This is a genomic window from Nonomuraea sp. NPDC049758 (assembly GCF_040674635.1).
Classification (GTDB): domain Bacteria; phylum Actinomycetota; class Actinomycetes; order Streptosporangiales; family Streptosporangiaceae; genus Nonomuraea.
Map to the genome: position 1 here is coordinate 47,668 of NZ_JBFAMZ010000029.1, position 21,344 is coordinate 69,011.

17 protein-coding genes are annotated in these 21,344 nt (G+C 72.1%); 4 read left to right on the forward strand and 13 right to left on the reverse strand.

All coding sequences use genetic code 11. The features are described 5' to 3' along the window. Nucleotides 1–217: 217 nt before the first annotated feature. The 3 genes from AB0J46_RS45880 to AB0J46_RS45890 all read left to right on the forward strand — a co-directional run bounded on the left by AB0J46_RS45880 (nucleotide 218) and on the right by AB0J46_RS45890 (nucleotide 2,590). Nucleotides 218–1,048: an SGNH/GDSL hydrolase family protein gene (locus AB0J46_RS45880; protein ID WP_364341863.1), complete on the forward strand. Its 831-nt coding sequence runs from the start codon at nucleotides 218–220 to the stop codon at nucleotides 1,046–1,048. 119 nt (nucleotides 1,049–1,167) lie between these two features. Further along, nucleotides 1,168–1,731 (forward strand): RNA polymerase sigma factor, encoded by a 564-nt coding sequence (locus tag AB0J46_RS45885; RefSeq protein ID WP_364341865.1) that lies wholly within the window; start codon nucleotides 1,168–1,170, stop codon nucleotides 1,729–1,731. Continuing rightward, nucleotides 1,724–2,590 (forward strand): CU044_5270 family protein, encoded by an 867-nt coding sequence (locus AB0J46_RS45890; protein ID WP_364341867.1) that lies wholly within the window; start codon nucleotides 1,724–1,726, stop codon nucleotides 2,588–2,590. The genes AB0J46_RS45885 and AB0J46_RS45890 overlap by 8 nt, the downstream gene beginning before the upstream one ends. A 69-nt stretch (nucleotides 2,591–2,659) precedes the next feature. Here AB0J46_RS45890 and AB0J46_RS45895 read toward each other — a convergent pair whose 3' ends face one another. From AB0J46_RS45895 to AB0J46_RS45930, 8 genes are all read right to left on the reverse strand, one after another. After that, nucleotides 2,660–5,845: a S8 family serine peptidase gene (locus AB0J46_RS45895; RefSeq protein ID WP_364341869.1), complete on the reverse strand. Its 3,186-nt coding sequence runs from the start codon at nucleotides 5,843–5,845 to the stop codon at nucleotides 2,660–2,662. A gap of 92 nt (nucleotides 5,846–5,937) precedes the next feature. Further along, a complete protein-coding gene (locus tag AB0J46_RS45900) occupies nucleotides 5,938–6,651 on the reverse strand; it encodes an HNH endonuclease family protein (protein ID WP_364341871.1) in 714 nt (237 codons plus the stop codon). 79 nt (nucleotides 6,652–6,730) lie between these two features. Continuing rightward, nucleotides 6,731–7,783, reverse strand: a complete 1,053-nt coding sequence (locus tag AB0J46_RS45905; protein ID WP_364341873.1) for a hypothetical protein — start codon at nucleotides 7,781–7,783, stop codon at nucleotides 6,731–6,733. Next, nucleotides 7,780–8,106 (reverse strand): helix-turn-helix transcriptional regulator, encoded by a 327-nt coding sequence (locus AB0J46_RS45910; protein WP_364341874.1) that lies wholly within the window; start codon nucleotides 8,104–8,106, stop codon nucleotides 7,780–7,782. The genes AB0J46_RS45905 and AB0J46_RS45910 overlap by 4 nt, the downstream gene beginning before the upstream one ends. Before the next feature lie 100 nt (nucleotides 8,107–8,206). Beyond that, nucleotides 8,207–9,541: a glycosyltransferase family 4 protein gene (locus AB0J46_RS45915; RefSeq protein ID WP_364341876.1), complete on the reverse strand. Its 1,335-nt coding sequence runs from the start codon at nucleotides 9,539–9,541 to the stop codon at nucleotides 8,207–8,209. Nucleotides 9,542–9,675: 134 nt separating this feature from the next. Next, nucleotides 9,676–12,798 (reverse strand): PDZ domain-containing protein, encoded by a 3,123-nt coding sequence (locus tag AB0J46_RS45920; RefSeq protein ID WP_364341878.1) that lies wholly within the window; start codon nucleotides 12,796–12,798, stop codon nucleotides 9,676–9,678. 275 nt (nucleotides 12,799–13,073) lie between these two features. Further along, a complete protein-coding gene (locus AB0J46_RS45925) occupies nucleotides 13,074–15,308 on the reverse strand; it encodes a translation factor GTPase family protein (RefSeq protein WP_364341880.1) in 2,235 nt (744 codons plus the stop codon). A gap of 150 nt (nucleotides 15,309–15,458) precedes the next feature. Further along, a complete protein-coding gene (locus tag AB0J46_RS45930) occupies nucleotides 15,459–16,493 on the reverse strand; it encodes an Rv2578c family radical SAM protein (protein ID WP_364341882.1) in 1,035 nt (344 codons plus the stop codon). Between the two features lie 134 nt (nucleotides 16,494–16,627). Here AB0J46_RS45930 and AB0J46_RS45935 point away from each other — a divergent pair, with 134 nt between their 5' ends. Further along, the gene (locus tag AB0J46_RS45935; RefSeq protein ID WP_352328164.1) at nucleotides 16,628–16,906 is read left to right on the forward strand and encodes a DUF3040 domain-containing protein; all 279 of its coding nucleotides are present in this window, start codon (nucleotides 16,628–16,630) and stop codon (nucleotides 16,904–16,906) included. Between the two features lie 24 nt (nucleotides 16,907–16,930). Here AB0J46_RS45935 and AB0J46_RS45940 read toward each other — a convergent pair whose 3' ends face one another. From AB0J46_RS45940 to AB0J46_RS45960, 5 genes are all read right to left on the reverse strand, one after another. Next, a complete protein-coding gene (locus tag AB0J46_RS45940; RefSeq protein ID WP_364341884.1) occupies nucleotides 16,931–17,398 on the reverse strand; it encodes an OsmC family protein in 468 nt (155 codons plus the stop codon). Then, nucleotides 17,395–18,039, reverse strand: coding sequence for a GntR family transcriptional regulator (locus AB0J46_RS45945; protein ID WP_358299147.1), 645 nt, complete (start codon nucleotides 18,037–18,039; stop codon nucleotides 17,395–17,397). Before AB0J46_RS45945 ends, AB0J46_RS45940 begins: the two co-directional genes overlap by 4 nt. An 87-nt stretch (nucleotides 18,040–18,126) precedes the next feature. Further along, the gene (locus AB0J46_RS45950; protein WP_364341887.1) at nucleotides 18,127–19,701 is read right to left on the reverse strand and encodes a penicillin-binding transpeptidase domain-containing protein; all 1,575 of its coding nucleotides are present in this window, start codon (nucleotides 19,699–19,701) and stop codon (nucleotides 18,127–18,129) included. A 79-nt stretch (nucleotides 19,702–19,780) separates the two neighbouring features. Beyond that, nucleotides 19,781–20,458: a lysophospholipid acyltransferase family protein gene (locus AB0J46_RS45955; protein ID WP_358299153.1), complete on the reverse strand. Its 678-nt coding sequence runs from the start codon at nucleotides 20,456–20,458 to the stop codon at nucleotides 19,781–19,783. 239 nt (nucleotides 20,459–20,697) lie between these two features. Further along, nucleotides 20,698–21,312, reverse strand: a complete 615-nt coding sequence (locus tag AB0J46_RS45960) for a TetR family transcriptional regulator (protein WP_364341889.1) — start codon at nucleotides 21,310–21,312, stop codon at nucleotides 20,698–20,700. Nucleotides 21,313–21,344: the final 32 nt, after the last annotated feature.

Here is a 21,344-nt window from a genome sequence, read left to right on the forward strand (position 1 = left end):
CAAGACACTCTATGCGGGAACTGAACACGTTCGACTCGGACCCCCGTGAATGCGGTGTTACTGCCCACGAGCCAGGAAATAACCGGATCTTGACGTTCATTGAGGGCGCCCACCTCGCGGACGCACTGTCAAGCGGCGATAGGAAGACGGTCCTGAAATGGCAGACCTCGCCTGAAGGACATGGTGCGTCCTTGATCGACTCCCTACCTTTGGGGCCATGATCGGTCGTCTGTCCCCTGTCGTCACCGCCGTCCTCGTCCTGGCCGCTTCGGGCCCCGCGCAGGCCGTCGCCGCAGCTCAGCCCGTCCCTGAGACGATGGCGGCGCTGGGCGACTCGATCTCCACCGGCTTCAACTCGTGCGGCTGGTACGTCTCCTGCGCGGCCCGTTCCTGGGCGGCCGGCGACAACGCGCAGGTGGACAGTCACTACCTCCGGCTGCGGGGCCTGGCTGGAACGCTCCACCGGGAGAACTTCGCGGTGCCCGGCTCGACGAGCGCCGACCTGCTCGGCCAGGTCAACCAGGCGATCGCGGCGAAGGCCGATTATGTGACGATCCTCATAGGCGCCCAGGACGCGTGCAAGCGCACCGAGCGGGAGATGACGCCGGTCGCGCTCTACCGCCGGCGCATGGACGCCGCGCTGTCGGCCCTGCGTGCCGGCATGCCGCAGGCCAGGGTGTTCATCGCCAGCGTGCCCGACCTGCGGCGGTTGTGGCAGGTCGGCAAGGGCAATCCGCTGGCCCGTACGTTCTGGACCGTCGGGAAGATCTGCCAGACCATGCTGGCCGACCCGGCCTCGGTGAAGAAGGCCGACGTCGAGCGGCGGGCCCGGGTGCGGGCGCGGGTGATGGCCTACAACAGGGAGGCGGCGCTGGCGTGCGAGGCGATGGGGCCCTCGTGCGACACCGACGAGGGGGCGATCTTCTCCTTCCCGTTCACGCTCGACCACGTCAGCAAGTGGGACTTCTTCCATCCCAACCTCGCCGGGCAGAAGGCGCTGGCCGAGCAGACGTTCGAGCACGGCTTCGTGTGGGAGGACCCGCGCTAGCCCGGTCCTGGTGAGTGGCCGCCTTCCGGCGCGCGGGAAGAAAAGGCGCGTGCGCCGCGAAGGATGGGTGAAAGTAATGATCACCCACCGGAAGGCACACTCATGACGGAGACGGGCACATGACCGCCGACGTGGGCGAGCAGGTGACCGACGCCGACCTCGTCGCCGGGTACCGGCGGAACCCCGAGCTGTTCACCGCCGTGTATGACCGGTATTTCCATGACGTCTACCGGTACGTGGCGGGACGCCTGGGCGCCCAAGTGGCCGAGGACATCGCGGCCGAGACGTTTCTGCTGGCGTTCGACCGGCGTGACCGCTTTGCGCTGGAAAAAGGTGCTCTGCGGCCCTGGTTGCTCGGCATCGCCACCAACCTGGTGGCCCGGCACCGCCACAAGGAGGCCCGCCGGTACCGGACGCTGGCCCGGCTCGACCCCGTGCCGGTCGTGGAGGGGCACGAGAACCGGGTCGTCACCGCCGCGACCGCGCAGCCGTACCTGGCCATGGCGCTCGCCTCGCTGAACGGCGGCGAGCGTGACGTGCTGCTGCTCCTGGCGCTGGGCCAGCTCAGCTACCTCGAGATCGCCCAGGCGCTCGGCATTTCCCTCGGCACGGTGGGCTCACGGCTCAGCCGGGCCCGTGCCAAGATCCACGCCCTCACCGACAAGGAGACCCCTCATGCATGACGTGGAAGAGATCGCCGCCTTGCTGGACGAGCCTGAGCCGTCCGCCGGGGCGGTCGCGCGCGGCAGGGAGCGTCTGGAGCGCAGGGTGCTGGCGGGCCGGGCGCGCCGGCGCGTCGGCTGGTTCGTCCCGGGAGTGGCCCTGGCCGCCGCCGGTGCCGTCGCCGCGGTCGTGTTCGCCACGGGGGCGCCCACGAACGACGGCGCACCGGTCACGGGCAAGGAGGTCCTGCTCATGGCCGCCGTCCGCGCGGAACGTACGCCCCAGGGCTCCGGGACGTACTGGCACGTCACGCGCCGGTGGCTCTCGTCGGACGCCCCGCCGATAGAGAGCTGGACCAGGCGCGACGGCAAGCGCTGGACCAGGGCCGTGCCGGGGGATCCCGCCGGCGCCGTCATCCAGGCGCCGGAGGGGAAGACGCTCAGGCTCAAGGGCGCCAAGGTGAGCTTCGAGGAGCTCGAAGGGCTGCCGACGGACCCCGAGGCGCTGAAGGCGTCGCTCGTCGCGCGCAAGGGCCAGGAGAGGGACATGTCCGCGTCCGAGATGCGCGGCGATCCCACCCTCACCCTGCTCGCGCTGATCACGGACCTGCCGGCGCCCGGGGAGGTCCGCTCGGCGGCGTTCCGCGCGCTCGCCGCGACACCGGGGGTGGAGAACGCGGGCGCGGTCGAGGGCGGTCAGCATCTGCGCATTCCCGACCCCGATGGCGACACGGACATCGAACTGGTCATCGATCCCGAGGAGGCCCGGGTGGTCCGCGCCAACCTCATCCTCGTCGACGACGGCGACCTGGCGTTCAGCGCCCAATTCATCTCCGTGACCACCGAGTGGACGGACCAGCTTCCCGCGGTGAAGAGCTGAAGCCGTCCGCCCCCGGGCTGGAAGGCCCGGGGGCGGACGAGTCGTGATTCAGCTCATCGGCCGTACGGGTCAGCCCACGGCGTAGGCGCGGGTCACGGTCTGGGTGACGCCGTTGCCCGCCTTGTCGGTGACGGTCGCGCGCAGCGAGACGTACCCCGCGGTGGCGGGGTTGTCCAGCCGCGCCGTCCAGCCCGATCGGCTCGCCCGGACGTGCACCGGTCGCCACGTCCTGCCGTCGTCGGCGGACGCCTCCAGCTTGATCGAGGAGACCGCCGCCGTGGCGGCGCCGGGAGCGCGTTCGACCTGGATCGGGACGGTGGTCCGTGATCCCGGCCTGGCGCGGTTGGCGTCACCGAGGCCCTGGGGCGCGTAGCGCACGGCCATCAGCGGCAGCGGCTCGGGCTTCGCCATACGGGCCGAGCGGAAGGTCCAGACGGCGTCGACGCCCGTGGACAGCTCCGCCTCCGATCGCCGGGTGGAGGCGGTCAGGGTGTAGGCGGTGTCGGCCTGCGGCAACGTGGCGGTGAGCGTGCACTCCGCGCCGGGGTAGGGCAGGCAGCCGGTGATGCCGGTCGTGGCGATCTGCTTGCCGTTCCCGGTCAGGGTGAGGGTGCCGGTCGCGGTCGCGTCCATGCCGGTACGTCCGGCGACTCCGCTGCTGTACAGCCCGTGGGCGGGGAAGGCCAGGGTGTCGCCAGCCCGGCTGCCGCCGGTGGCGGCGAACGAGGGGCCGGTCACCGCGGCGTTCCAGACCTGGGTGAAGTTCCTGTCGCGCACCGGGCCGGTGCCGAGCTCGGTCAGGCCGCCCGTGATGAACTCGTCGTTCCACGCGAATCCCGGGGTGAGGTACCTTGTCACGCTGCTCGGCAGCGGGATGCCGTCCCAGACGCCCATTCCTGGCGAGGGGGCGTCGCCGGGCGGCACCGCCGCCGTGATCAGCGTGCCGGTGGCGCCCGGGACGGTCGAGCGGTAGGTCTCGGTCGCCTTGACCAGGTCCCGGGTCCGCGCGGCGTACCCGGGGGCGTCGGGGAAGCCGTCCGTCCTGTGGTCGACGAGGTCGTAGCGGTACGGGCTGGGCGTCGTGTCCTTCTTGGTCCAGGTTGTCTGGGCCAGGTAGGTGAGCCCCGGCTGCCGCACCGGGACGACGTAGAAGCCGCCGGAGTAGCCGAACGCGCTCATCGCGGTCCACCAGGCCCCGTTGGCCACGGAGAGGGCGAATCCGGAAGCGGGGACGGCGGTGGGGTCGTCCACCGTGAACGTGATCCGCTTCGCCTGGCGGCCGTCGACCGTCAGCGACACGTCGGCGTCGCCGACCTCGAACGGCCGGTGCGCGAGCGTCAAGCTGTGCTCCGCCCTCCCGAGGATCTCGGTGTAGAGGTTCCAGCGTCCCTTCGGCAGCCTGATCCTGGCCGTGCCGCCGTGGAAGACGAGGTTGCGCGGCGCGCCGGTCGCCTGGTCGTAGACGACGCCCTGCACGTACTCGGTGGCGGCCCCGTTCCTGTCCTGGACGGTCACCGTGACGTCATGGGACTCCGGCTCCACATAGGCACCGGCCGGGGTGCGGACCACCGTGTCACCGGCCGTGGCGGTGACGATGCCCGGATGGTCGCCGGGGCCCTTGCCCTCGGCGTTGATCGTCACCGTGACCGACGCCTGCCCGCCCGCGGGCACCTCCAGCCGTTGCGGCGACAGCGTGAGCACGTCGGAGCCGGCCGCGAGGTCCAGGGTGACGGGCGTGGCCCCGGCGTTGCTGTAGGTGATCTTCCCGGTGGCCCGCCGCTCGCCCGGCTGGTCCCAGGGGAAGGCGGCCCACACGCCGGTGGGAGTGGCGATCACCTCCTGGGCCAGCGAGCGGAGCACGTCCACCCGCCCGGTGCCCTGCTGGTACGGCGTGGCGCCGTCGGTCGGCCGGGCACTGCCGACGAGCGCCGCCTTGAGCTGCTGCCCACTCCAGTCGGGATGGCGCTGGGCGAGGATGGCCGCCGCTCCCGCCACGTGCGGACTGGCCATCGACGTGCCGCTCATCGCCACGTGGGTTCCGTCGGCGGTGCCCGCCGCGGCGGCGGCCACGATGTCCACGCCGGGGGCGGTGATGTCCGGCTTGACCGCATGGTCGCCGATACGCGGGCCCGTGCTGGAGAAGTCGGCCACCTGGTCGGAGCGGTCCACCGCGCCGACGGTCAGCGCGGCGTCCGCGCTGCCGGGGCTGCTCACGCTGCCCGCGCTCTGCTCGCCCTCGTTGCCCGCGGCCGCCACGAACAGGGTGCCCGTGGCCTGCGACAGGGTGTTCACCGCCTGCTCGATCGGGTCGAGGCCGGCTTCGTCGGGGCCGCCGAAACTCATGTTGACGATCTTGGCCTTGACCTCCGTGGCGGCCCACTCCATCCCGGCCAGGATCGTGGAGTCGCTGATCTGCGTGCCCAGCTTGCCGAAGGCGATGCGGGCTCCCGGCGCCACGCCGCGGTACTTCTCGCCGGCGCCGGCGATGATCGAGGTGACGTGCGTGCCGTGCCCGAGTCGATCAGTCATGTCAGGCTCGTCGGAGAAGTTCCGCGACTGGGTGACCACGTCCTTCAGGTCGGGATGCGTGGGGTCGTACCCGCTGTCGAGCACGGCGACCGTGACGCCCTGTCCGGTGAGACCACGCTGCCACGCCTCGGTCGCGCCGATCTGCCTGGTGCTGCGGTCCAGGGTGTACGAACGCCGGCCGTCGAGCCAGATCCTGCCCTTGCCCGCGGCCAGTGTGGACGCCCCGCCGAGCAGGCTCCGCCACGTCTCGCCCGCGCTTTTCTTGGCCACCCGCTGGGCCGTCATGTCGAGGGCGGCCAGCCGCCGGGTGGTGGCCGCGCCGCGCAGCGCGGGGGCGCTTCCCTGCGGCGACTGGGTGATCAGCGGGATGTCGGGCGTGTCCGCGTCGCCGTAGCGCCAGGCGAGCAACTGGGTGACGTCGAACAGCCGCTCGTCCAGCACCCCCTGGGCGACCAGGGGCGCGGCGTCGGACGGGACGACGTACAGGTGCCCGTCTCGGTAGCCGGAGGAGAAGTGCACCTCCCGGGCCGCGCCCGGCTCCACCCGGAAACTCCTGCCCGTGACCACGACCCGGTCGCCCGTGAGCAGCGTCACGCTGCCCGCCGGGCCGGAGCGCGGCTGACCGGGACGTGCCTGGCCCGCGTCGGCCGTGCCGGTTCCCGTTGTCGCGCCCATACCCAGCGTGCCTGCCAGGACCGCTGCCAGCAGTCCCTTGCCTAACGTCATTGATCCTCGCAAGAAGAGAAAACGATCGCTTTCCTCTCCTCTTCCGCGTAATGCGGATTCTTCTTCCCCGGGCCCCTGAGGCGGGGGACGAGCTAGCGGCACTGCGCGAGCATGGCGTTCTTGTCGGCCCTGGTCACGGGCAGGTCATACTTGAGCGCGACCTGGGCGAAACGGGTGACGTACGCGCAGCGGACGCGGCGCTGGGGAGGCAGCCATCCGGCCGGGCCGGAGGCGTCCTTCTCCTCGTTGGCGCGGCCGTCGACGGGTAACAGGTTGAGCGGGTCGTTGGCGAAGTCGAGGCGTTTCGACATCGGCCAGCGCGGCGCGCCCATGCGCCAGCCGTAGTTGAGCGGCACGACGTGGTCCACCTGCACCTCGTCGGCCTCGGACTTGTGCCAGGAGATGAGCCGGCCGGTGTAGGGGTCGGTCAGCTCCATGGCGACGACCTCGCAGCTCGACCCGGGCCGGTACTCGACGCCGGTGCCGTCGCGGGCGAGCAGGTCGTCGCGGGTGCGGCAGCCGTTGCGGGCGTAGGGGACGCCGGTGGCGGTGTCGGCCCAGTTCTCGCCGTACCGGCTGCGGGCGTAGCCGGTGTTGGGGCCGCGGCCCTTGACGCGTAAGCGGCCGATGAGGGCGCGCGCCCTGGCCTTGTCGCCGTCGGACAGGATGGGTGCGAGGCCGGGCAGCGTCCCGCTGGCGTTGCTGAGGGGGCTGGCGGCGGTGGCGGCGGGGCTCTTGGCGCTGCCGATGAAGGAGGCGACGATGACGGCTCCGGCGAGGATCGCGATGGCGTCCTTCGTGCTCAAGCAGCCCTCCGTGGCTCCCGCGGGCGAAGTTGTCTAGAGAATTCCCGCCATCGCCGGATTTGACACAGGAAGGCTTCCGTCACTGATCGACCCCGCGCCGCCTCACCCGCACTCCCCACCGCTCGCGCAGCTTCTCCACGCCTGCCCAGTACACGACGACGCCCGGGATCGTGAAGACCGCCGATCCCCATCCCTGCTGCAGGAACACGTTGCCGATCGCCAGCAGCAACGGCGGGCCCAGCACGCCCCACGTACGCCACTCCGAGCCCAGGACCCAGCAGGCCAGACGGTGCAGCCGGAACCATCGGGGACGCAGCGGCTCCTTCAGGGCCGCCCGGAGCCGCCACACCCCGCGCAGTTGCCGGAGGGCGTACCGGGACTGCCCGGCGGGTGTGGCTCCCGTCCGCGCGAGATGGTGGAGCTCGGCGTGGAACTCCTCGGCGTACCGGGCTCTGTGGGCGGGTGGCAGCAAGCGGAGTTCGACGTCGATGAGCTTCTCCGCCGGGCGTGCGGCGGCGACCGCCCGCGCCGCGGGGACGCCGGTCGCGGCGTTCCGCGGCGGTGGGCCCGCCGGGTCCTGCGCGGAGAACGTGGCCGCCTGGTCGGCGAGCCGCCGGTGCAGCCCCGCCCCGAGGACCCACGCGTCGGGGAAGCCGCCGAGCAGGGCGCGGGCCGTCTCGTAGGCGGGCGACAGGTCGCGGACGACGGCGGTCTCGACGGCCCGGAACAGGCGGTGGACGACGAGCAGGTCCTCGCGCAGGCGGGCGTCGAGCGCGCGGGCGAGAACGAGCAGGCCCTCCAGCGCGCGGACGAGCCCGGAGTCCTCGGCCGGCGTTCCACGCAGGTCCTGTTCGACGAGCGCGATCAGGTGGTTCGTGTCCTCGTGCGCGATGCGGAGCTGCAGGTTCACGGTGGTGAGCAGTTCGAGGGTGCCGTGCGGGCCGCCGCCCGGCAGACGACGGCCGAGCGCGCGCTGGCCGGCGGTGCCGAGGTCGAGCGTGCGCAGCTCGGTCAGCGGCGCTTCGACCTGCGCGAGTCCGGCGCCCGCCGCCTTCAGGAGGTGGCCGATCCGCCGGGTCTCGCGTAACGCCTCGCCGGACAGGCCGCGCCTGGCCGGCGCCAAGGTGTTCACGCCACACCGCCGGAGGGCCGCAGCCGCAGGGCGGCGCGCTTGGCGGCGGAGCGGTCGAGCGCCTGCCTGGCCAGCTGCGCGCCGTCGGGGGTGAAGCGGTAGTAGCGGCGGCGCGGGCGGCCCTCCTCGCGCGGATCCAGTTCCTCCCAGTTTGACTCCAGCCAGCCGAAGCCTTCCAGCCGGGCCAGGATCGGATGGATGGTGCCGCTGGGCAGCCCGGCCGCCGCGCAGATCTCCAAGCCGTACATGGCGCGGGTGGGGTCTTCGAGCAGGGCGCGGAGCACGAGCATGGTCGGCATGGTCATGCGGGGGAGGCTTCCCATGGTCTAACTCTACCTAGGGGTGTCGCGGGCCGCCAGATCCCTCGACGCCGCCCTTCGCCGAGCCGGTGGAGATCCGGCTCGGCGGCGTGACGCCGTCCCGCTAGGCCCGGGGCCCGGCCGGCCCGGTGGCCTCGACGGGGGTGGAGGTCTCGTCGGCTTCGGGGGTGGGGCGGGGCGGGCGGACGTACGTGCCGTTGCGGCGGGCCACCAGTTCGGCCAGCAGCTCGTCCCATTTCTGGCCCACCGCGTGCACGTCGTACGTGCGCGCCGTCTCCAGCGCGGCCGCCGCCAGCGACCGGCGCAGCGGCTCGTCCTCGATGACGCGCATGATGGAGGCCGCCAGGTTGGCGTTGGTGCGCGGCTTGACCAGCAGCCCGTCCACCTCGTCGGTGATCATCTCCTTGGGTCCGTGCGGGCTGTTGAAGCTGACGATGGCCAGCCCCTTGGCCATGGCCTCCAGGATCGTCATCGGGAAGCCCTCGTGCCGCGAGCTGAGCACGAAGATCGACGCCTTCTCCAGCTCGGCCCCCACGTCGCTGGTCGGCCCCGGCAGCTCCACCTTGCCCTCAAGCCCGGCCTCGACGATCTGCGCCGCCAGGTTGTCCTCCTGCGGCCCGGCGCCGAAGATGCGCAGCTTCCAGTCGGGATGCGCGGCGGCGACGGTCTCCCACGCGGTGATCAGCCGGTGGAAGCCCTTGAGCCGGGTCATCCGGCCCACGGCGACGACGACCTTGGCGTCCAGCCTGGACACCTCGCCGCTCATCGGCGGGACGGCGTTGGGGATGCGCGCCAGCTTCTTCGGTTTCTTCGGCAGCGTGCTGCGGTAGTCGCGCAGGTCGGCCTTGGTGAGGGTGACCAGGGCGTCCATCCGCCGGTACCGCCACTTGATCAGCTTCTGCATCGGCTCGGCCTGGGTGCGCAGGGCCACGTGCTCCTGCCCGATGGTGATCACGCCCGGCTGCGCTAACTGCGCCATGGCCAGGTTGAGCCCGGGACGGGTGGCCATGAGCACGCCGCTGTCGAGCGAGCGGATGTAGCGGGCCAGCTTGTAGTCGGTCCACAGGGTGAAGCGGTGGTAGGCCGTCTCCTCCGGCGGGATCAGCTTGCTGGGGAACTTCGACAACATCGCCCGCAGCGGATCGGGGCTGGGCTTGAGCCGGTCGTCGAGGAAGCGGAAGCGCACCCGCGGGTCGATCGGGAAGAACGGCTCCTCGGCCTCCTTCAAAATGCTGACGATCTCGACGTCGTGCTTCTCGGCCAGGTAGCCGGCCAGGTTGAACACCGTCCTGATCGTGCCGCCCATGCCGTTGGCGTGCAGGAGCAGGATCCTGATGCGGTCGGTCGACGGCGGCGGCGCGTTGCGTGCCTTGCGGCGGTTGTACCCCCGGTACAACCGGACCATCGCCGACTTCCCCCTGCGTGCCAGTGCGCGCACCTGGACGATCCCCCTTGTGCTCGGTTGCATTCGCATGCGCGCGGAGCCGGTCGTCAGGCCGCGCGCGAGCGGAGTGCACATGTCATCCCCTGTGCGCTTTCCCCGCCTATGATCTTTAGACGCCCAAGAGGTTCCTAAGGTTGCATACCTGGCCGATGCGACGGATCCGGCGTATGCGGCGAATGCTCGGCAAGCAGGCCCAGGGCGACGTCGATGGCCCGCTCCAGCTGCGTGTCCACGCCTTTGGCGTAGTCCTGCGGGGTGATGTCCACCTCGATGTCGGGATCCGTCCCGTAGTTCTCCACCTGCCAGCCGACGTCGTCGAAGGCGAAGGAGAACTCCGGCTGCGTGGTCACCGTCCCGTCGGCGAGCCGGTGGCGCGGCCAGATGCCGATCACCCCGCCCCAGGTGCGCTTGCCGACCAGCGGGCCCAGCTTGAGCAGCTTGAAGGTGTGGCTGAAGATGTCGCCGTCCGAGCCCGCCCACTCGTTGGTGATGGCCACCAGCGGCCCGCGCGGCGACTCCGGCGGGTACGGCTCCGGGTCCCCCCACCGCGGGTAGTCGTAGCCGAGCCGCCGCCTGGCCAGCTTCTCCAGCAGCAGCGCCGAGACGTGCCCGCCGCCGTTGAAGCGCACGTCCACGATGAGGGCGTGCCGGTCGTACTCGGCCAGGAAGCCCCGGTGGAACTCGCCGAACCCCTCGGTGCCCATGTCGGGGACGTGCAGGTAGCCGATGCGCCCGCCGGAACGCTCGTGGCACTCGGCGCGGTTGAGGTTCACCCAGTCGCGGTAGCGGGCCGGCTGCTCGTCGGCCAGCGCGCGCACGGTCACCGTGAACACCCGCTCCTCGCGCCGCAGGGTCAGCTCCACCTCCTCGCCGGCCTGGTTGACCAGCCGCTCGTTCGGGGTGGCCGCGCGGCCGATGGGCGCGCCGTTGATGGCCAGCACCGCGTCCCCCGGCCGCACGTCGAGCCCCAGCCGGTTCAGCGGCGAGGTGGCCTCGGGGTCCCACGGATCGCCGGTGACGATCGCGCGCACGCGGTAGACGCCGTCGCGGTAGTCCCAGTCGACGCCCAGCTTGCCCTGGCTGTAGTCCGGCCCGGGACGGTACTCGCCGCCGCTCTCGTAGGCGTGGCTGGTGCCCAGCTCGCCGTGCAGCTCCCACAGCAGGTCGGAGAACTCGCCCCGGGTGGTGACCCGGTCCACCAGCGGCTCGTAGCGCCGGTACACGCCCGGCCAGTCGACGCCGGCCATGTCCTCGGTCCAGAAGTTCTCCCGCTGCAGCCGCCACGCCTCGCGGAACATCTGCCGCCACTCCGACTCCGGCGCCACCGACACCTTGATGCGCGACAGGTCGATCCAGCCGCTCTCGCGTCCCGGCGGGTCGTCGTCGTGCTCGGGCACCTCGCCGGCCCTGACCACGCGCAGCCGGCTGCCGGCCCGGTACAGCAGCGTCTTGTGGTCGCGGCCCAGCTCGAACGCGGTGACGCCGTCGGCGAACGTCTCGTTCCTGCCCTTGGCGAAGTCGTACAGGTGCAGGGTGTTCTCGCCCTCCAGCGGGCTGGTGAGCAGCAGCGCCTTGCCCTTGAGCCCGGCCACCCCCTCGTAGCGGCCCTCCGGCAGCGGGAAGGCGGTGACGCGGGCGGCCAGCCCGTCCAGGTCCACCCGGACGGCCTCCACCGGCTCGTCCTCCTCCTCGTCCTTGCCGTTGAGCGGACGCCGTCCGGGCACGAACGGGTCGGGCGCGTCGGCCCGCAGCGCGATCGCGTACGGCCGGGTGCCCAGCGGGAAACCCAGGTCGAACTGCAACTGGTCGTAGACGGGCGAGAAGACCCGCTGGCCGATGAAGTACAGGTAGCGGCCCTGGGGGTCGAAGGCCGGCATCGAGTCCTTGAGCACCGGCTCGGAGGCGGCCACCGTCCGGCCGGTCTCCGGATGGTGCAGCTTGATCGCGGTCGTCTGGGCGTTGAGCGGCCCGGCGTAGGCCAGCCACTGGCCGTCGTGCGACCAGGCCGGGTCCTCGGGGGGCCCGTGCGGGTTGCGTTCCACCAGCGTGGCCGCGCCCGTGGCCAGGTCCAGCAGGTACAGCTCGTGGCGGTGGTTGACCACGGCCACGCGGTCGTGCGCGGGGTCGGGGACCAGCTCGTTGATCCGGCCCAGCCGGGCCACCTCGACGCCGCAGCCGCCCTCGTGGCCCTCCAGGATGACCAGCGTCTCCTCGTCGGACTCGCCGCTGGCCGCGGCGATCAGCCGCACGCCGTCGTTCAGCCAGGTCAGGAAGCGGTAGCGGACGCCGTCCGGCTCGCCGTGCTGGCTCACCGGGCCCTCCCAGTCGGCCATCGCGTACGCCTTGCCGCGCGAGGTGATCGCCAGCGCGCTGCCGTCCGGGCTGAGGGTCGCGCTGTCGAGGAAGTCCTCGGCGTCGACGAACCGGCGGTTGCGCTGCGTCCTGGAGCTGGCCAGCCGCACGTCCAGGCGCCTGGGCCCGTCGTCCGGCCCGTCGTCCGGCTCCAGCAGGTACAGGTCGGCGCCGGCGTGGTAGACCAGCCGGTGCCCGTCGCCGGACAGGTTGCGCGCGTAGTAGTCCTCGTGGTGGGTGTGCTTGCGCAGGTCGCCGCCGTCCGGAAGGCAGGAGTAGACGTTGCCGACCCCCTCGTGGTCGGACAGGAAGCACACCCGACGGCCGCTCCAGCACGGCGAGGCCAGGTTCCCCGGCAGCCGGATCAGCCGCCTGAACTCGCCGTCGCCGTCGGTGTCGATCCACAGGTCGCCGACCGTGCCGCCGCGGTAGCGCTTCCAGCGCGCGGGGTCGGCGGTGTTGCGGCCGAGCACGATCATCCCGTCGGGGCCGTGGGCGATCGAGTTCGCCGGTCCGTACGGCAGCCGCTGCGGCACCCCGCCCGGCGCCACGCGGTGCAGCCATTTGCGACCGGCGAACGGCTGGGACTGGTCGCTGGCGTACAGGATGCGGCCCTCGTGATCCCAGCCGGTGACCGTGCAGCGGGCGCCGTGGAAGGTGACCCGGCGCGCGGCGCCGCCGACGGCCGGCATCACGTAGACCTCCTCCGGGCCCTCCTCCCGGCCGACGAACGCGATCTGGTCGCCGCGCGGGGAGATGCGCGGGTAGCCGGCCTCGGCCGCGCCGGCGGTCAGGCGGAACGCGCGGCCGCCCTGGGCCGAGACCATCCACAGGTCGTCCTCGGCGGCGAAGACCACGACGTCCTGAAAGACAGTGGGAAAGCGGAGATAGGCCGACATGTGCGCAGCTCCTCTTCCACCGGACAGCCGAGGGCCCCCGGCCCCCGGCTGCGCGATTCACCTCACGGGGTCATCCCTCGTCGGTCCTTCGGGTTTCCTTCTTGGTCTCCTTGGCCTGCCGGCTCGTCTTGATCGCCTGCTTCTTGGCCTTGCCCGACTTGGTGGCCGGTTTCTTCTTCGTGTCAGCCATCGTTTCCCCCTGTAACGATTGCGCCCGATTGGCACACTATGGCGGATTAATACCCATCTATCCCTGATATCCGACATACCGCCTATCACGCACGAATCGGGCGATCTCCGGACGGACGTGACCACCAAACCCCTTCGCCGCGCGACAGGCCCGGCAGCCGCCGCTCGGCCTCGTGCACGGCCGCCGCCGGGATCTCCCCTTCGAGCACCCACGTCCCGTCCCGCCTGCTCGTGCCGTCCAGGACCGCGCCCAGCCCGGCCAGGCGGGACGACACGGCGGCGAAGGCGTCGGCGGGCACCTCCGCCTCGAAGCGGTGACACGGCTCGTACACCCTGGTCCCGGCCCTGCGCAGCGCCTCGGCCAGCACGTCCCGCGCCTGCCCGCGGAAGTCGCCGGCGGTCGTGACCGGGGAGGCGTAACCCGTCGCCGTCAGCGTGACCAGCACGTCGGTGACCGGCCACCCCTGCGGGCCCGCCCCCAGGCCGTGCCGCACGCTCTCCTCGATCGCCCGGTGGAAGGCCAGGGGCAGCGAGCCCAGATCGACCTCCAGCCGGTAGAGCACGCCCGAACCGGGCGCGGCCGGCTCGACCCGCAGGCCAACGGTCGCCATGAACGCGTCCCCGGCCTGGCGCATCTCCTTGCTGGCCGCGCCGGTGCCCGCCGGACGCTCGAAGTGCACCGGACGGCTCGGCTCGAACTCCGCCTCCACGCCGAAGTCCCTGGCCAGGGTCTCCCCGATGACCTCCTTCTGGACCTCGCCGTACAGCAGGACCGACGTCCGGCCGCCGGGCAGCGTACGGGTGCCGATCAGGGGGTCCTGCTCGGCCAGCGCGACCAGCGCGGCGTGCAGGCGCGGCTCCTGGCCGGGAACCCGGGGGCGTACGACGGTCTCCAGGCTGGGCGGCGTGAAGTGGGCCTGCCCCGCCGGGCCGGGCTCGCCCAGCCGGTCGCCGACCCGGATCTCGGGCACGCCCCGGACCGTGGCGATGTCGCCCGCCACCGCCACCCGCGCCCCGGACCCGACGACGGCCACCCCGCTCGGCCGCCCCTCGTACGCGTGGACGCCCCCGCCCGGCTCCCGCCGCAGAAACGTCACCCGCTCCCGCGCCCGCAGCTCACCGCCCCACATCCGCAGATACGCCACCTTCTCCCCACCCCGCCCCCGCCCCACCGCAAACACCACAGCCACCGTCGTCGTCGCCGCCGTGCGGTCGGCGCTTCCATCCGCGCCGAGCGGCGGCCGGGGAACCGCGGGCAGCAGCCGGACCGCCCCGAGCAGCTCGGCCACCCCCTGGCCGGTGATCGCCGACCCGAACAACACCGGATGCGCATCGCCCGCCGCGCACTGCGCCGCAAGCGCCTCCCGCACCCGCCCCGCCCCCGGAACCACGTCATCGACGAGCAACTCCAACAGCCCGTCATCCCCCTCAGCCAACACCTCAGCCGCCCCCATCCCCGCAGCCTCCACACCGCCCTCCATGCCGCCCTCCACGCCGGGGCCGGCGTCGGCCGCCAGGTCGGGCTCCGTCCTGGCGGTCTCGGCCTCGACGGGCCCAGCGGCCCGCACCACCTCCTCCGAGCCGCCGCCCGCCACCCCTGGGCGGGGAGCACCCCCGGAGGACGGGGGAGCAAAGGCCGGGGAGCGGGTGGCGACGGCCGGGTCGCCGGAAGCCGCCCCGGAAGTCGAGGAAGGTCCGATGGCGGGGGCCGGGTCGCGGGGAGCAGCCCCGGAGGACGGGGGAGCGGAGGCGAGGGGGTGAGGGGGCGGGGCGCTCGGGGCGGTGCCGAAGGGGGGCGGGGCGAAGGTGAAGGGGTGGGTGGTGGCGGACGGGCCGCCGATGCCGCTCACCGTGTTGAGCGGGACCACCCGCGGCGACAACCACCGCCGGATCTCGGCGAGCACCCCCGCCTCCCGCGCCCCCATCCGGTCGATCTTGTTCACGAAGATCAGCGTGGACAGCCGCAACCGCCGCAGCGTCTTCATCAGGACCCGCGTGTGCGGCTGTACGCCCTCCACGGCCGACACCACCAGGACGGCGCCGTCGAGCACGCCGAGCGCGCGTTCGACCTCGGCCACGAAGTCGGCGTGGCCCGGCGTGTCCACCAGGTTGACCCGCAGGTCGCCCATGGTGAACGAGGCCACCGCCGAGCGGATGGTGATGCCGCGGCGGCGTTCGATCTCGCCGCTGTCGGTCTGCGTGCTGCCGTCGTCGACGCTGCCGAGGCGCGCGATGACCCCGGTCTCGAACAGCAGCCGCTCAGTGAGGCTGGTCTTGCCCGCGTCTACGTGCGCGAGGATGCCGATGTTCAGGATGTGCATGAGTGGTGGAGCCCTCGAGAACTCTCGTGCCAATGGGGCGCTGGAAGATCTCTGGGCGGCGCCGCATCTCATGCTCCTGAACGTCGTCCGGCTGGGTGCCCGGTCATCCTGTCACCGGGGCGGGCCGACGGGCCATCGATTTAAACCGGGTCACAACAGGCGAAGCTGCTCCGGCTCTGCGACGGTGCCGGGCGTTCGGCGGGGCGGCACGCGGCGGGCCATGGCAGGCGTGGCTCTGCCGACCCCGTGGCGGCGGGCCAGCTCCTTGACCTGGGCGACGACACGGTCCTGGTAGGAGGCGGGGGCGTAGGCGCCGCGGCCGTACAGCTCCAGGTAGCGCGGCACCAGGCGCGGGTGCTCGCGCCCGAGCCAGCTCAGCCACCACTCGCGCGCCCCCGGCCGCAGGTGCAGGACGATCGGGGCGATGTGGGTGGCGCCGGCCTCGGCGATCTCCTTGACCGTGCGTTCCAGCTGGGCGGGGGAGTCGGTCAGGTACGGCAGGATCGGCGCCATCAGCACCCCGCACGCCACGCCGTTGTCGTTGAGCGTGGCGCACGCCTCCAGCCGCCGGCGCGGGTTGGGCGTGCCGGGCTCGACCTCGCGCCACACCGCCTCGTCCACGAAGCCGACCGACACGCTCGTGCTGACGTCGGTGACCTCGGCCGCCTCGGTGAGCAGATCGAGGTCGCGCAGGATCAGCGTGCCCTTGGTGAGCACCGAGAACGGGTTCGCGGCGTCGCGCAGCGCGGCCAGGATGCCCCGCATGAGCCGGTAGCGGCCCTCGGCGCGCTGGTAGCAGTCGACGTTGGTGCCCATGGCCACGTGGTGGCCGCCCCAGCGGGCCGCGGCCAGCTCCTTGCGGGCCAGCTCGGCCGCGTTGACCTTGACGACGATCTTCGAGTCGAAGTCGGCCCCGGCGTCGAGGTCGAGGTATTCGTGCGTCTTGCGGGCGAAGCAGTAGACGCAGCGATGCCCGCACCCGCGGTAGGGGTTGATCGTGTACTCGAACGGCACCCGGCTGGCCCCCGGCACCCGGTTGATGACGGACCGGGCCTGGACCTCGTAGAAGGTCATCCCCCTGAACTCGGGCGTGTCGAACGTACGGGTGACCGCGCCGCGGGCGAACAACGGCACGGCTGGATCGGCCTGACCGGGCCCGGCCAGGCGCAGGTTGTCCCAGCGCATCCCATGATTAGAACAAAAGTTCGAGCGTGATCGCAAACCGAAAAGAGGCGGTAATTAGGGGGTCACGTCAAGGCTAATGATCTTCATGGTTGGGGAGGAACACGCCACAGTGCTTGCGTTCCGGAGGTACGTCTATGGCCTGGTCGCAGGACGAGGAGCGAATGCTGGCGCAGATCGAGCAGCACCTCGTCGACGACGATCCGCGGCTCGTCGCCCGGCTCGAGTCGTTCAACGAGCGGGCTCGTCGCAGCGAGGCGCGGGCGAAGGGGCAGCCGGGCCACAGGAGGCCACGCCGGTCGACGGTCATCATCGTGATCAGCTGGGTGCTCATCGCGACGCTGGTGGCCACCCTGCTGATCATGGTGCTCCAGCACGAGGCCGCCACCGCCGTGGCCCTGGCCGCCTCGCGCTGACCTCTCCCGAACCGTCCGCCTGCCTCAGGCCGTGCGGACGGTCGGCTCATGGCGTACCGGGAAGTTGACCGAGGCGGCGATGAAGCACGCCTTGTGGGCGTCCTCGTGCAGGCGGGCGGCGGTCTCGGCCATCTCCGGCGCGGCCACGGTCACCTCGGGGCGGAGCACGACCTCGGTGAAGTGGCCGCCGGCGCCGCTCTCGGCCATGGTGCCCACCGCGTGGTCGGCGTACGCCGTGACCACGACGCCCGCCTCGGCGCACAGGTGCAGAAACCACAACATGTGGCACTGGGAGAGCGAGCCGACCAGCAGCTGCTCGGGGTTCCACCGGGCGAGGTCGCCGCGGAAGGCGGGGTCGGAGCTGCCCGCGATGACCTGCCGGCCCTCGGCGGACAGGTCGTGGTCGCGGTCGTAGTCGCGGTAGCCGCTGGTGCCGGTGCCCCGGTTGCCGGTCCAGGTCACGGTGGTGGTGTACGTGTGGTGGCGGGTCATGCGGGTTCGTCCTTGCTGTGAGTGACGGCGCGGGTGTCGAGGACGTGCGCGCGGGCGATGGCCGCGGCGTCCTGCGGCCGGGCCTCGGTGATCGCGGCGAGAAGCTGTTCGTGCTGGCCGGAGACGTGCGCCGGACGGGACGGCGGCGCCAGCGAGCGCAACGTGGACACCTGGATCTGGTCCCACACGCGCTCCAGGGTGTGCAGCGCGATGGCGTTGGCCGCCAGCTCGGCGATCCGCCGGTGGAATCGGCGGTTGAGCCCGACGGCCTCGCCGAGCCGGCCCTGCGCGGTGGCGGCCGCCGTGGCGTCGGCGACCTGCCGCAGCGAGGCCAGGTCGGCGGGGGCGATGCGGCCCTCGCCCTGGCGGGTGGCCGCCAGCTCGGCCGTGAGCGCCTCCAGCGCCGCCCGCACCTGGTACGCGTCCTCCAGTGCGGACGGCTCCAGGGCCACGACGACGACCCCGCGCCCGGCCGGGCGCACCAGGCCGTCGGCGGTCAGCGCCCGCAGCGCTTCGCGCACGGGGGTGCGGCTCATCTCCAGACTCGCCGCCACCTCCGTCTCGGTCAGCCGCGCCCCCGGCGGGTAGGTCCCGTCGAGGATCAGCTCCCGCAACCGGCTCCAGGCCACATCGCTCTGCACGGACGTGACTCTAACGCTTTGCATACATTGCATGCAATGGATGCGACCGTTGTGAGAGAGAAGGTCCGAGCTGTCCTTGAGGAGAGGTCAGAGCCCCTTGAGGAAGGTCGCCGCCACCGGGGCCGCGACCTTGCCGCCCGTGCCGCCCCCCTCCACGACCACCGCGAAGGCCACGTCGCCCTTGAACCCCATGAACCAGGCGTGGGTGTCGAGCTTGTCGCCGGTGCCGAACTCGGCCGTGCCGGTCTTGCCGTGGGTGCCGGCGGGCAGGCCGCTGGCCCTGGCGGTGCCCTTGGAGACCACGGCCGCCATCATGCTGTGCAGCTGCTCCTTGACGCCCTTGGGCAGCGCCTGCTCGCCGGTCTTCTGCTTGAGCGAGGGCACCAGCGTGGGCGGCCGCCACGTGCCGTCGGCGATGGCGGCGGCGACCGAGGCCATCGACAGCGGGCTCGCGGTGATCCTGGCCTGGCCGAAGGACTCGGCGGCCAGCTCGGCGTCGGACTGGGCCCGCGGGAAGCTGGCCTTCGTGGCCGGCACGCCGATGTTGAGCGGCTGGTTGAAGCCGACGCCTTCCGCCGTCTTGAGCAGCTTGTCGGCGCCGAGCCGCTGTTCGGCCAGCGGCGCGAAGGTGGTGTTGCACGAGTGGGCGAAGGAGTCGAGGAACGACAGCGAGCCGAACTCCTCCTTCTCCGAGTTGCGGATCTTCAGCCCGCCGACGGTGGCGTACATCGGGCAGGTGACCTTGTCGCTGGGCGACAGGCCGGCCGCCAGCAGGCCGATCGCGGTGACCGCCTTGAACGTCGAGCCGGGCGGGTAGCGGCCGTCGAGGGCCCGGTTGAAGCCGCCCTGGTTGTTGACCACGGCCAGGATCTCGCCCGTGGAGGGCCGGATGGCGACCATGGAGGTGGGCTTGGGGACGTCCTTGACCGCGGTGACGGCCGCCGCCTGCGCCCGCGGGTCGAGCGAGGTCTCCACGGGCTTGCCGTCGGCGCCCTCGATGGTGCCGAGAGTCTTGTCGCCGAGCTGGATCTGCGTGGTGGGGGTGCCGGCCAGCCGCTTCTGGAACGTCTCCTGCAGGCCGCCGCGCCCGATCGCCTGTCCCGGCTTGTAGGAGGCGCCGAGCTTGGCGACGTCCTTCTTGGTGGCCTTGTCGAGGTAGCCGACGAGCTGCTGCACCGAGCCGCCGGACGTGCCGGTGTCGATGCGGCCGCCGTCGGCGTCGGTGATCTTCGCGCGCTGCGGCCAGCTCGTCTTGACGGCGAACGCCGCTCCCGCGGTCATCTGCGGGTGCAGCGTCGTGGGCCGCCAGTCGACCTTCCACATGCGGTCGGCCACCACGAGGTCGAGCTGCCCGTCGTAGGACCAGGAGCCGATGTTCTTCAGCGCCAGGGTCGCGGTGTAGGGGACCTTGGCCCGGCCGTCACCCTCGACGACCCGCCCCAGCTTGACCGTGGCCGACTCGACGCCGAGCGCGGCGCGCTGCTGGTCGTAGGCGGTGAGCTGCTGCTGGGTGGCCAGCTCGGCGGTCATGGCGGCCTTGTCGCCGGCCTGCCAGGCGGCGGCGAAGCGCTGCGCCGTCTCGCCCGGTGTTCCCTTGGTTCGCAGCAGGTAGTAGGCGCCCCCGCCCGCGGCCCCCGCCACGAGCACGGCGGACACCGACACGATCGCGATGGTACGGCCCCGCGCCACTGGTCAGCCCCCTGGTCCTCGACGTCAGGTGTCAGAGCCTAGCGGTGACCGGTCACGTCGTTCCATTGGCGGTCTTGAAGCTGGAGGCGTACGCGGGCACGTACTCCTGCCCGGACAGCTTCTGGACGGCCTCCATGACCTCGTCGGTGACCCGGCGCCGGTCGCGCGCCTTGGTGTGGTCGCCCTCGAAACGCATGGGCCGGCCGATGGAGATGCCGATCTTGGCGGGCCTGGGCACCTTGGCCCCGACGGGCAGGACCTTCTCGGTGCCCTTGAGCGCCACCGGCAGCACGGGCGCGCCCGTCTTGAGCGCCAGCCAGGCCACGCCGACCTTGCCGCGGTAGAGGCGGCCGTCGGGGGAGCGGGTGCCCTCGGGGTGGATGCCGAACAGCTCGCCGCGCTCCAGCAGCTCGGCGGCGGCGTCGAGCATGGCCTGGGCGGCGTGGGCGCTCTCGCGGTCGATCGGCAGGCTGCCGCCCAGGCGCATGAAGAAGCCGGAGACGGGGTTGCCGTCGAAGTACTCGTTCTTGGCGGTGAACGTGACGTGCCGGGGGAGCAGCGCGGGCAGCAGGAAGGAGTCGAGCACGGAGAGGTGGTTGGCCGCCAGGATGGCCGGGCCGACCCTCGGTACGTTCGCGGCGCCGGTGATGTGCGGCCGGCACATCGCGTGGGCGAGCGGCGCGGCGGCGAACTTGACCACTTCGTACAGCAACGGGCTCTCCTGGATCATGGGCAGTCAACCTTGCCACCCTAAGGCAGCGGGACGCCCGGAAAGCTTTAAGGCCGATGTGGTGGTCGCCTCCTCGGCGAGGTGCACAACACGGTTCCAGCCGAACGGTATTCCGTGAAGGCGGTAATTTGCGGCCCGGGGGACACAGCCACATCGGCATTTCCGAGTTAAGCACAGCCTCTGGCGTTGGAGGTAATCGTGCCCGCCGGATGGGGCGCGCGTGACCTGCGCGCCGGAGCTCAGGGGCCGGCGGGGCCGTCCATGAGCAGGGCGTAGGCGTGTTCGGCGGCGCGCACCGCGTCGGCCTCCGTCTCGGCCAGGGGGCGGCCCCCGGCCAGCCGCGCCCAGGTGCGGCGGGCCAGCACCCGCTGCACGGCCAGCGCCTGGGCCGCCAGCAGCGCGGCGGTCAGCTCGTCCATGCTCTCGGCCAGGGCCTCGGCCAGCTCGGCCTCGTCCTGGGCCATGTGGTGGAACAGGCGGACGGCCAGGCTGGGCGTGTCGAACACCATGCGGTGGAAGGCCAGCACCTCGGGGTGGTCGTTGAGCCCGGTGACCGGGTCGTGGGCGGCCAGGCCGTCGAGGTGGTGGCGGCGCAGCGCCGCGACCGGGTGCTCGCCGGGCGCCCGGCCGCGCACCACGCGGGCCGCCTCGCCCTTGTGGTCGGCGAACCGGTGCAGGACGAGGTCCTCCTTGGTCGGGAAGTACTTGAACAGTGTCGGCTTGGACACCCCGGCCGCCGCCGCGATCTCGGTCACCGGCACCTCGTCGAAGCCGCGTTCCAGGAACAGCGCGATCGCCGCCGTCGAGATGGCCTCGTGCACCCGCTGCCGCTGCAGCTCCCGCAGTCCCGTCATGACCGCACTCTATCAAAGTGTTAACCTGGTCA

Excerpts from the sequence above, each read along its gene's own strand:
- AB0J46_RS45925 (WP_364341880.1), bottom strand. The coding sequence starts at position 15,308 with ATGCACATCCTGAACATCGGCATCCTCGCGCACGTAGACGCGGGCAAG.
- AB0J46_RS45890 (WP_364341867.1), top strand. The coding sequence starts at position 1,724 with ATGCATGACGTGGAAGAGATCGCCGCCTTGCTGGACGAGCCTGAGCCG.
- AB0J46_RS45880 (WP_364341863.1), top strand. The coding sequence starts at position 218 with ATGATCGGTCGTCTGTCCCCTGTCGTCACCGCCGTCCTCGTCCTGGCC.
- AB0J46_RS45940 (WP_364341884.1), bottom strand. The coding sequence starts at position 17,398 with ATGACCCGCCACCACACGTACACCACCACCGTGACCTGGACCGGCAAC.
- AB0J46_RS45930 (WP_364341882.1), bottom strand. The coding sequence starts at position 16,493 with ATGCGCTGGGACAACCTGCGCCTGGCCGGGCCCGGTCAGGCCGATCCA.
- AB0J46_RS45960 (WP_364341889.1), bottom strand. The coding sequence starts at position 21,312 with ATGACGGGACTGCGGGAGCTGCAGCGGCAGCGGGTGCACGAGGCCATC.
- AB0J46_RS45935 (WP_352328164.1), top strand. The coding sequence starts at position 16,628 with ATGGCCTGGTCGCAGGACGAGGAGCGAATGCTGGCGCAGATCGAGCAG.
- AB0J46_RS45955 (WP_358299153.1), bottom strand. The coding sequence starts at position 20,458 with ATGATCCAGGAGAGCCCGTTGCTGTACGAAGTGGTCAAGTTCGCCGCC.
- AB0J46_RS45920 (WP_364341878.1), bottom strand. The coding sequence starts at position 12,798 with ATGTCGGCCTATCTCCGCTTTCCCACTGTCTTTCAGGACGTCGTGGTC.
- AB0J46_RS45895 (WP_364341869.1), bottom strand. The coding sequence starts at position 5,845 with ATGACGTTAGGCAAGGGACTGCTGGCAGCGGTCCTGGCAGGCACGCTG.
- AB0J46_RS45910 (WP_364341874.1), bottom strand. The coding sequence starts at position 8,106 with ATGGGAAGCCTCCCCCGCATGACCATGCCGACCATGCTCGTGCTCCGC.
- AB0J46_RS45885 (WP_364341865.1), top strand. The coding sequence starts at position 1,168 with ATGACCGCCGACGTGGGCGAGCAGGTGACCGACGCCGACCTCGTCGCC.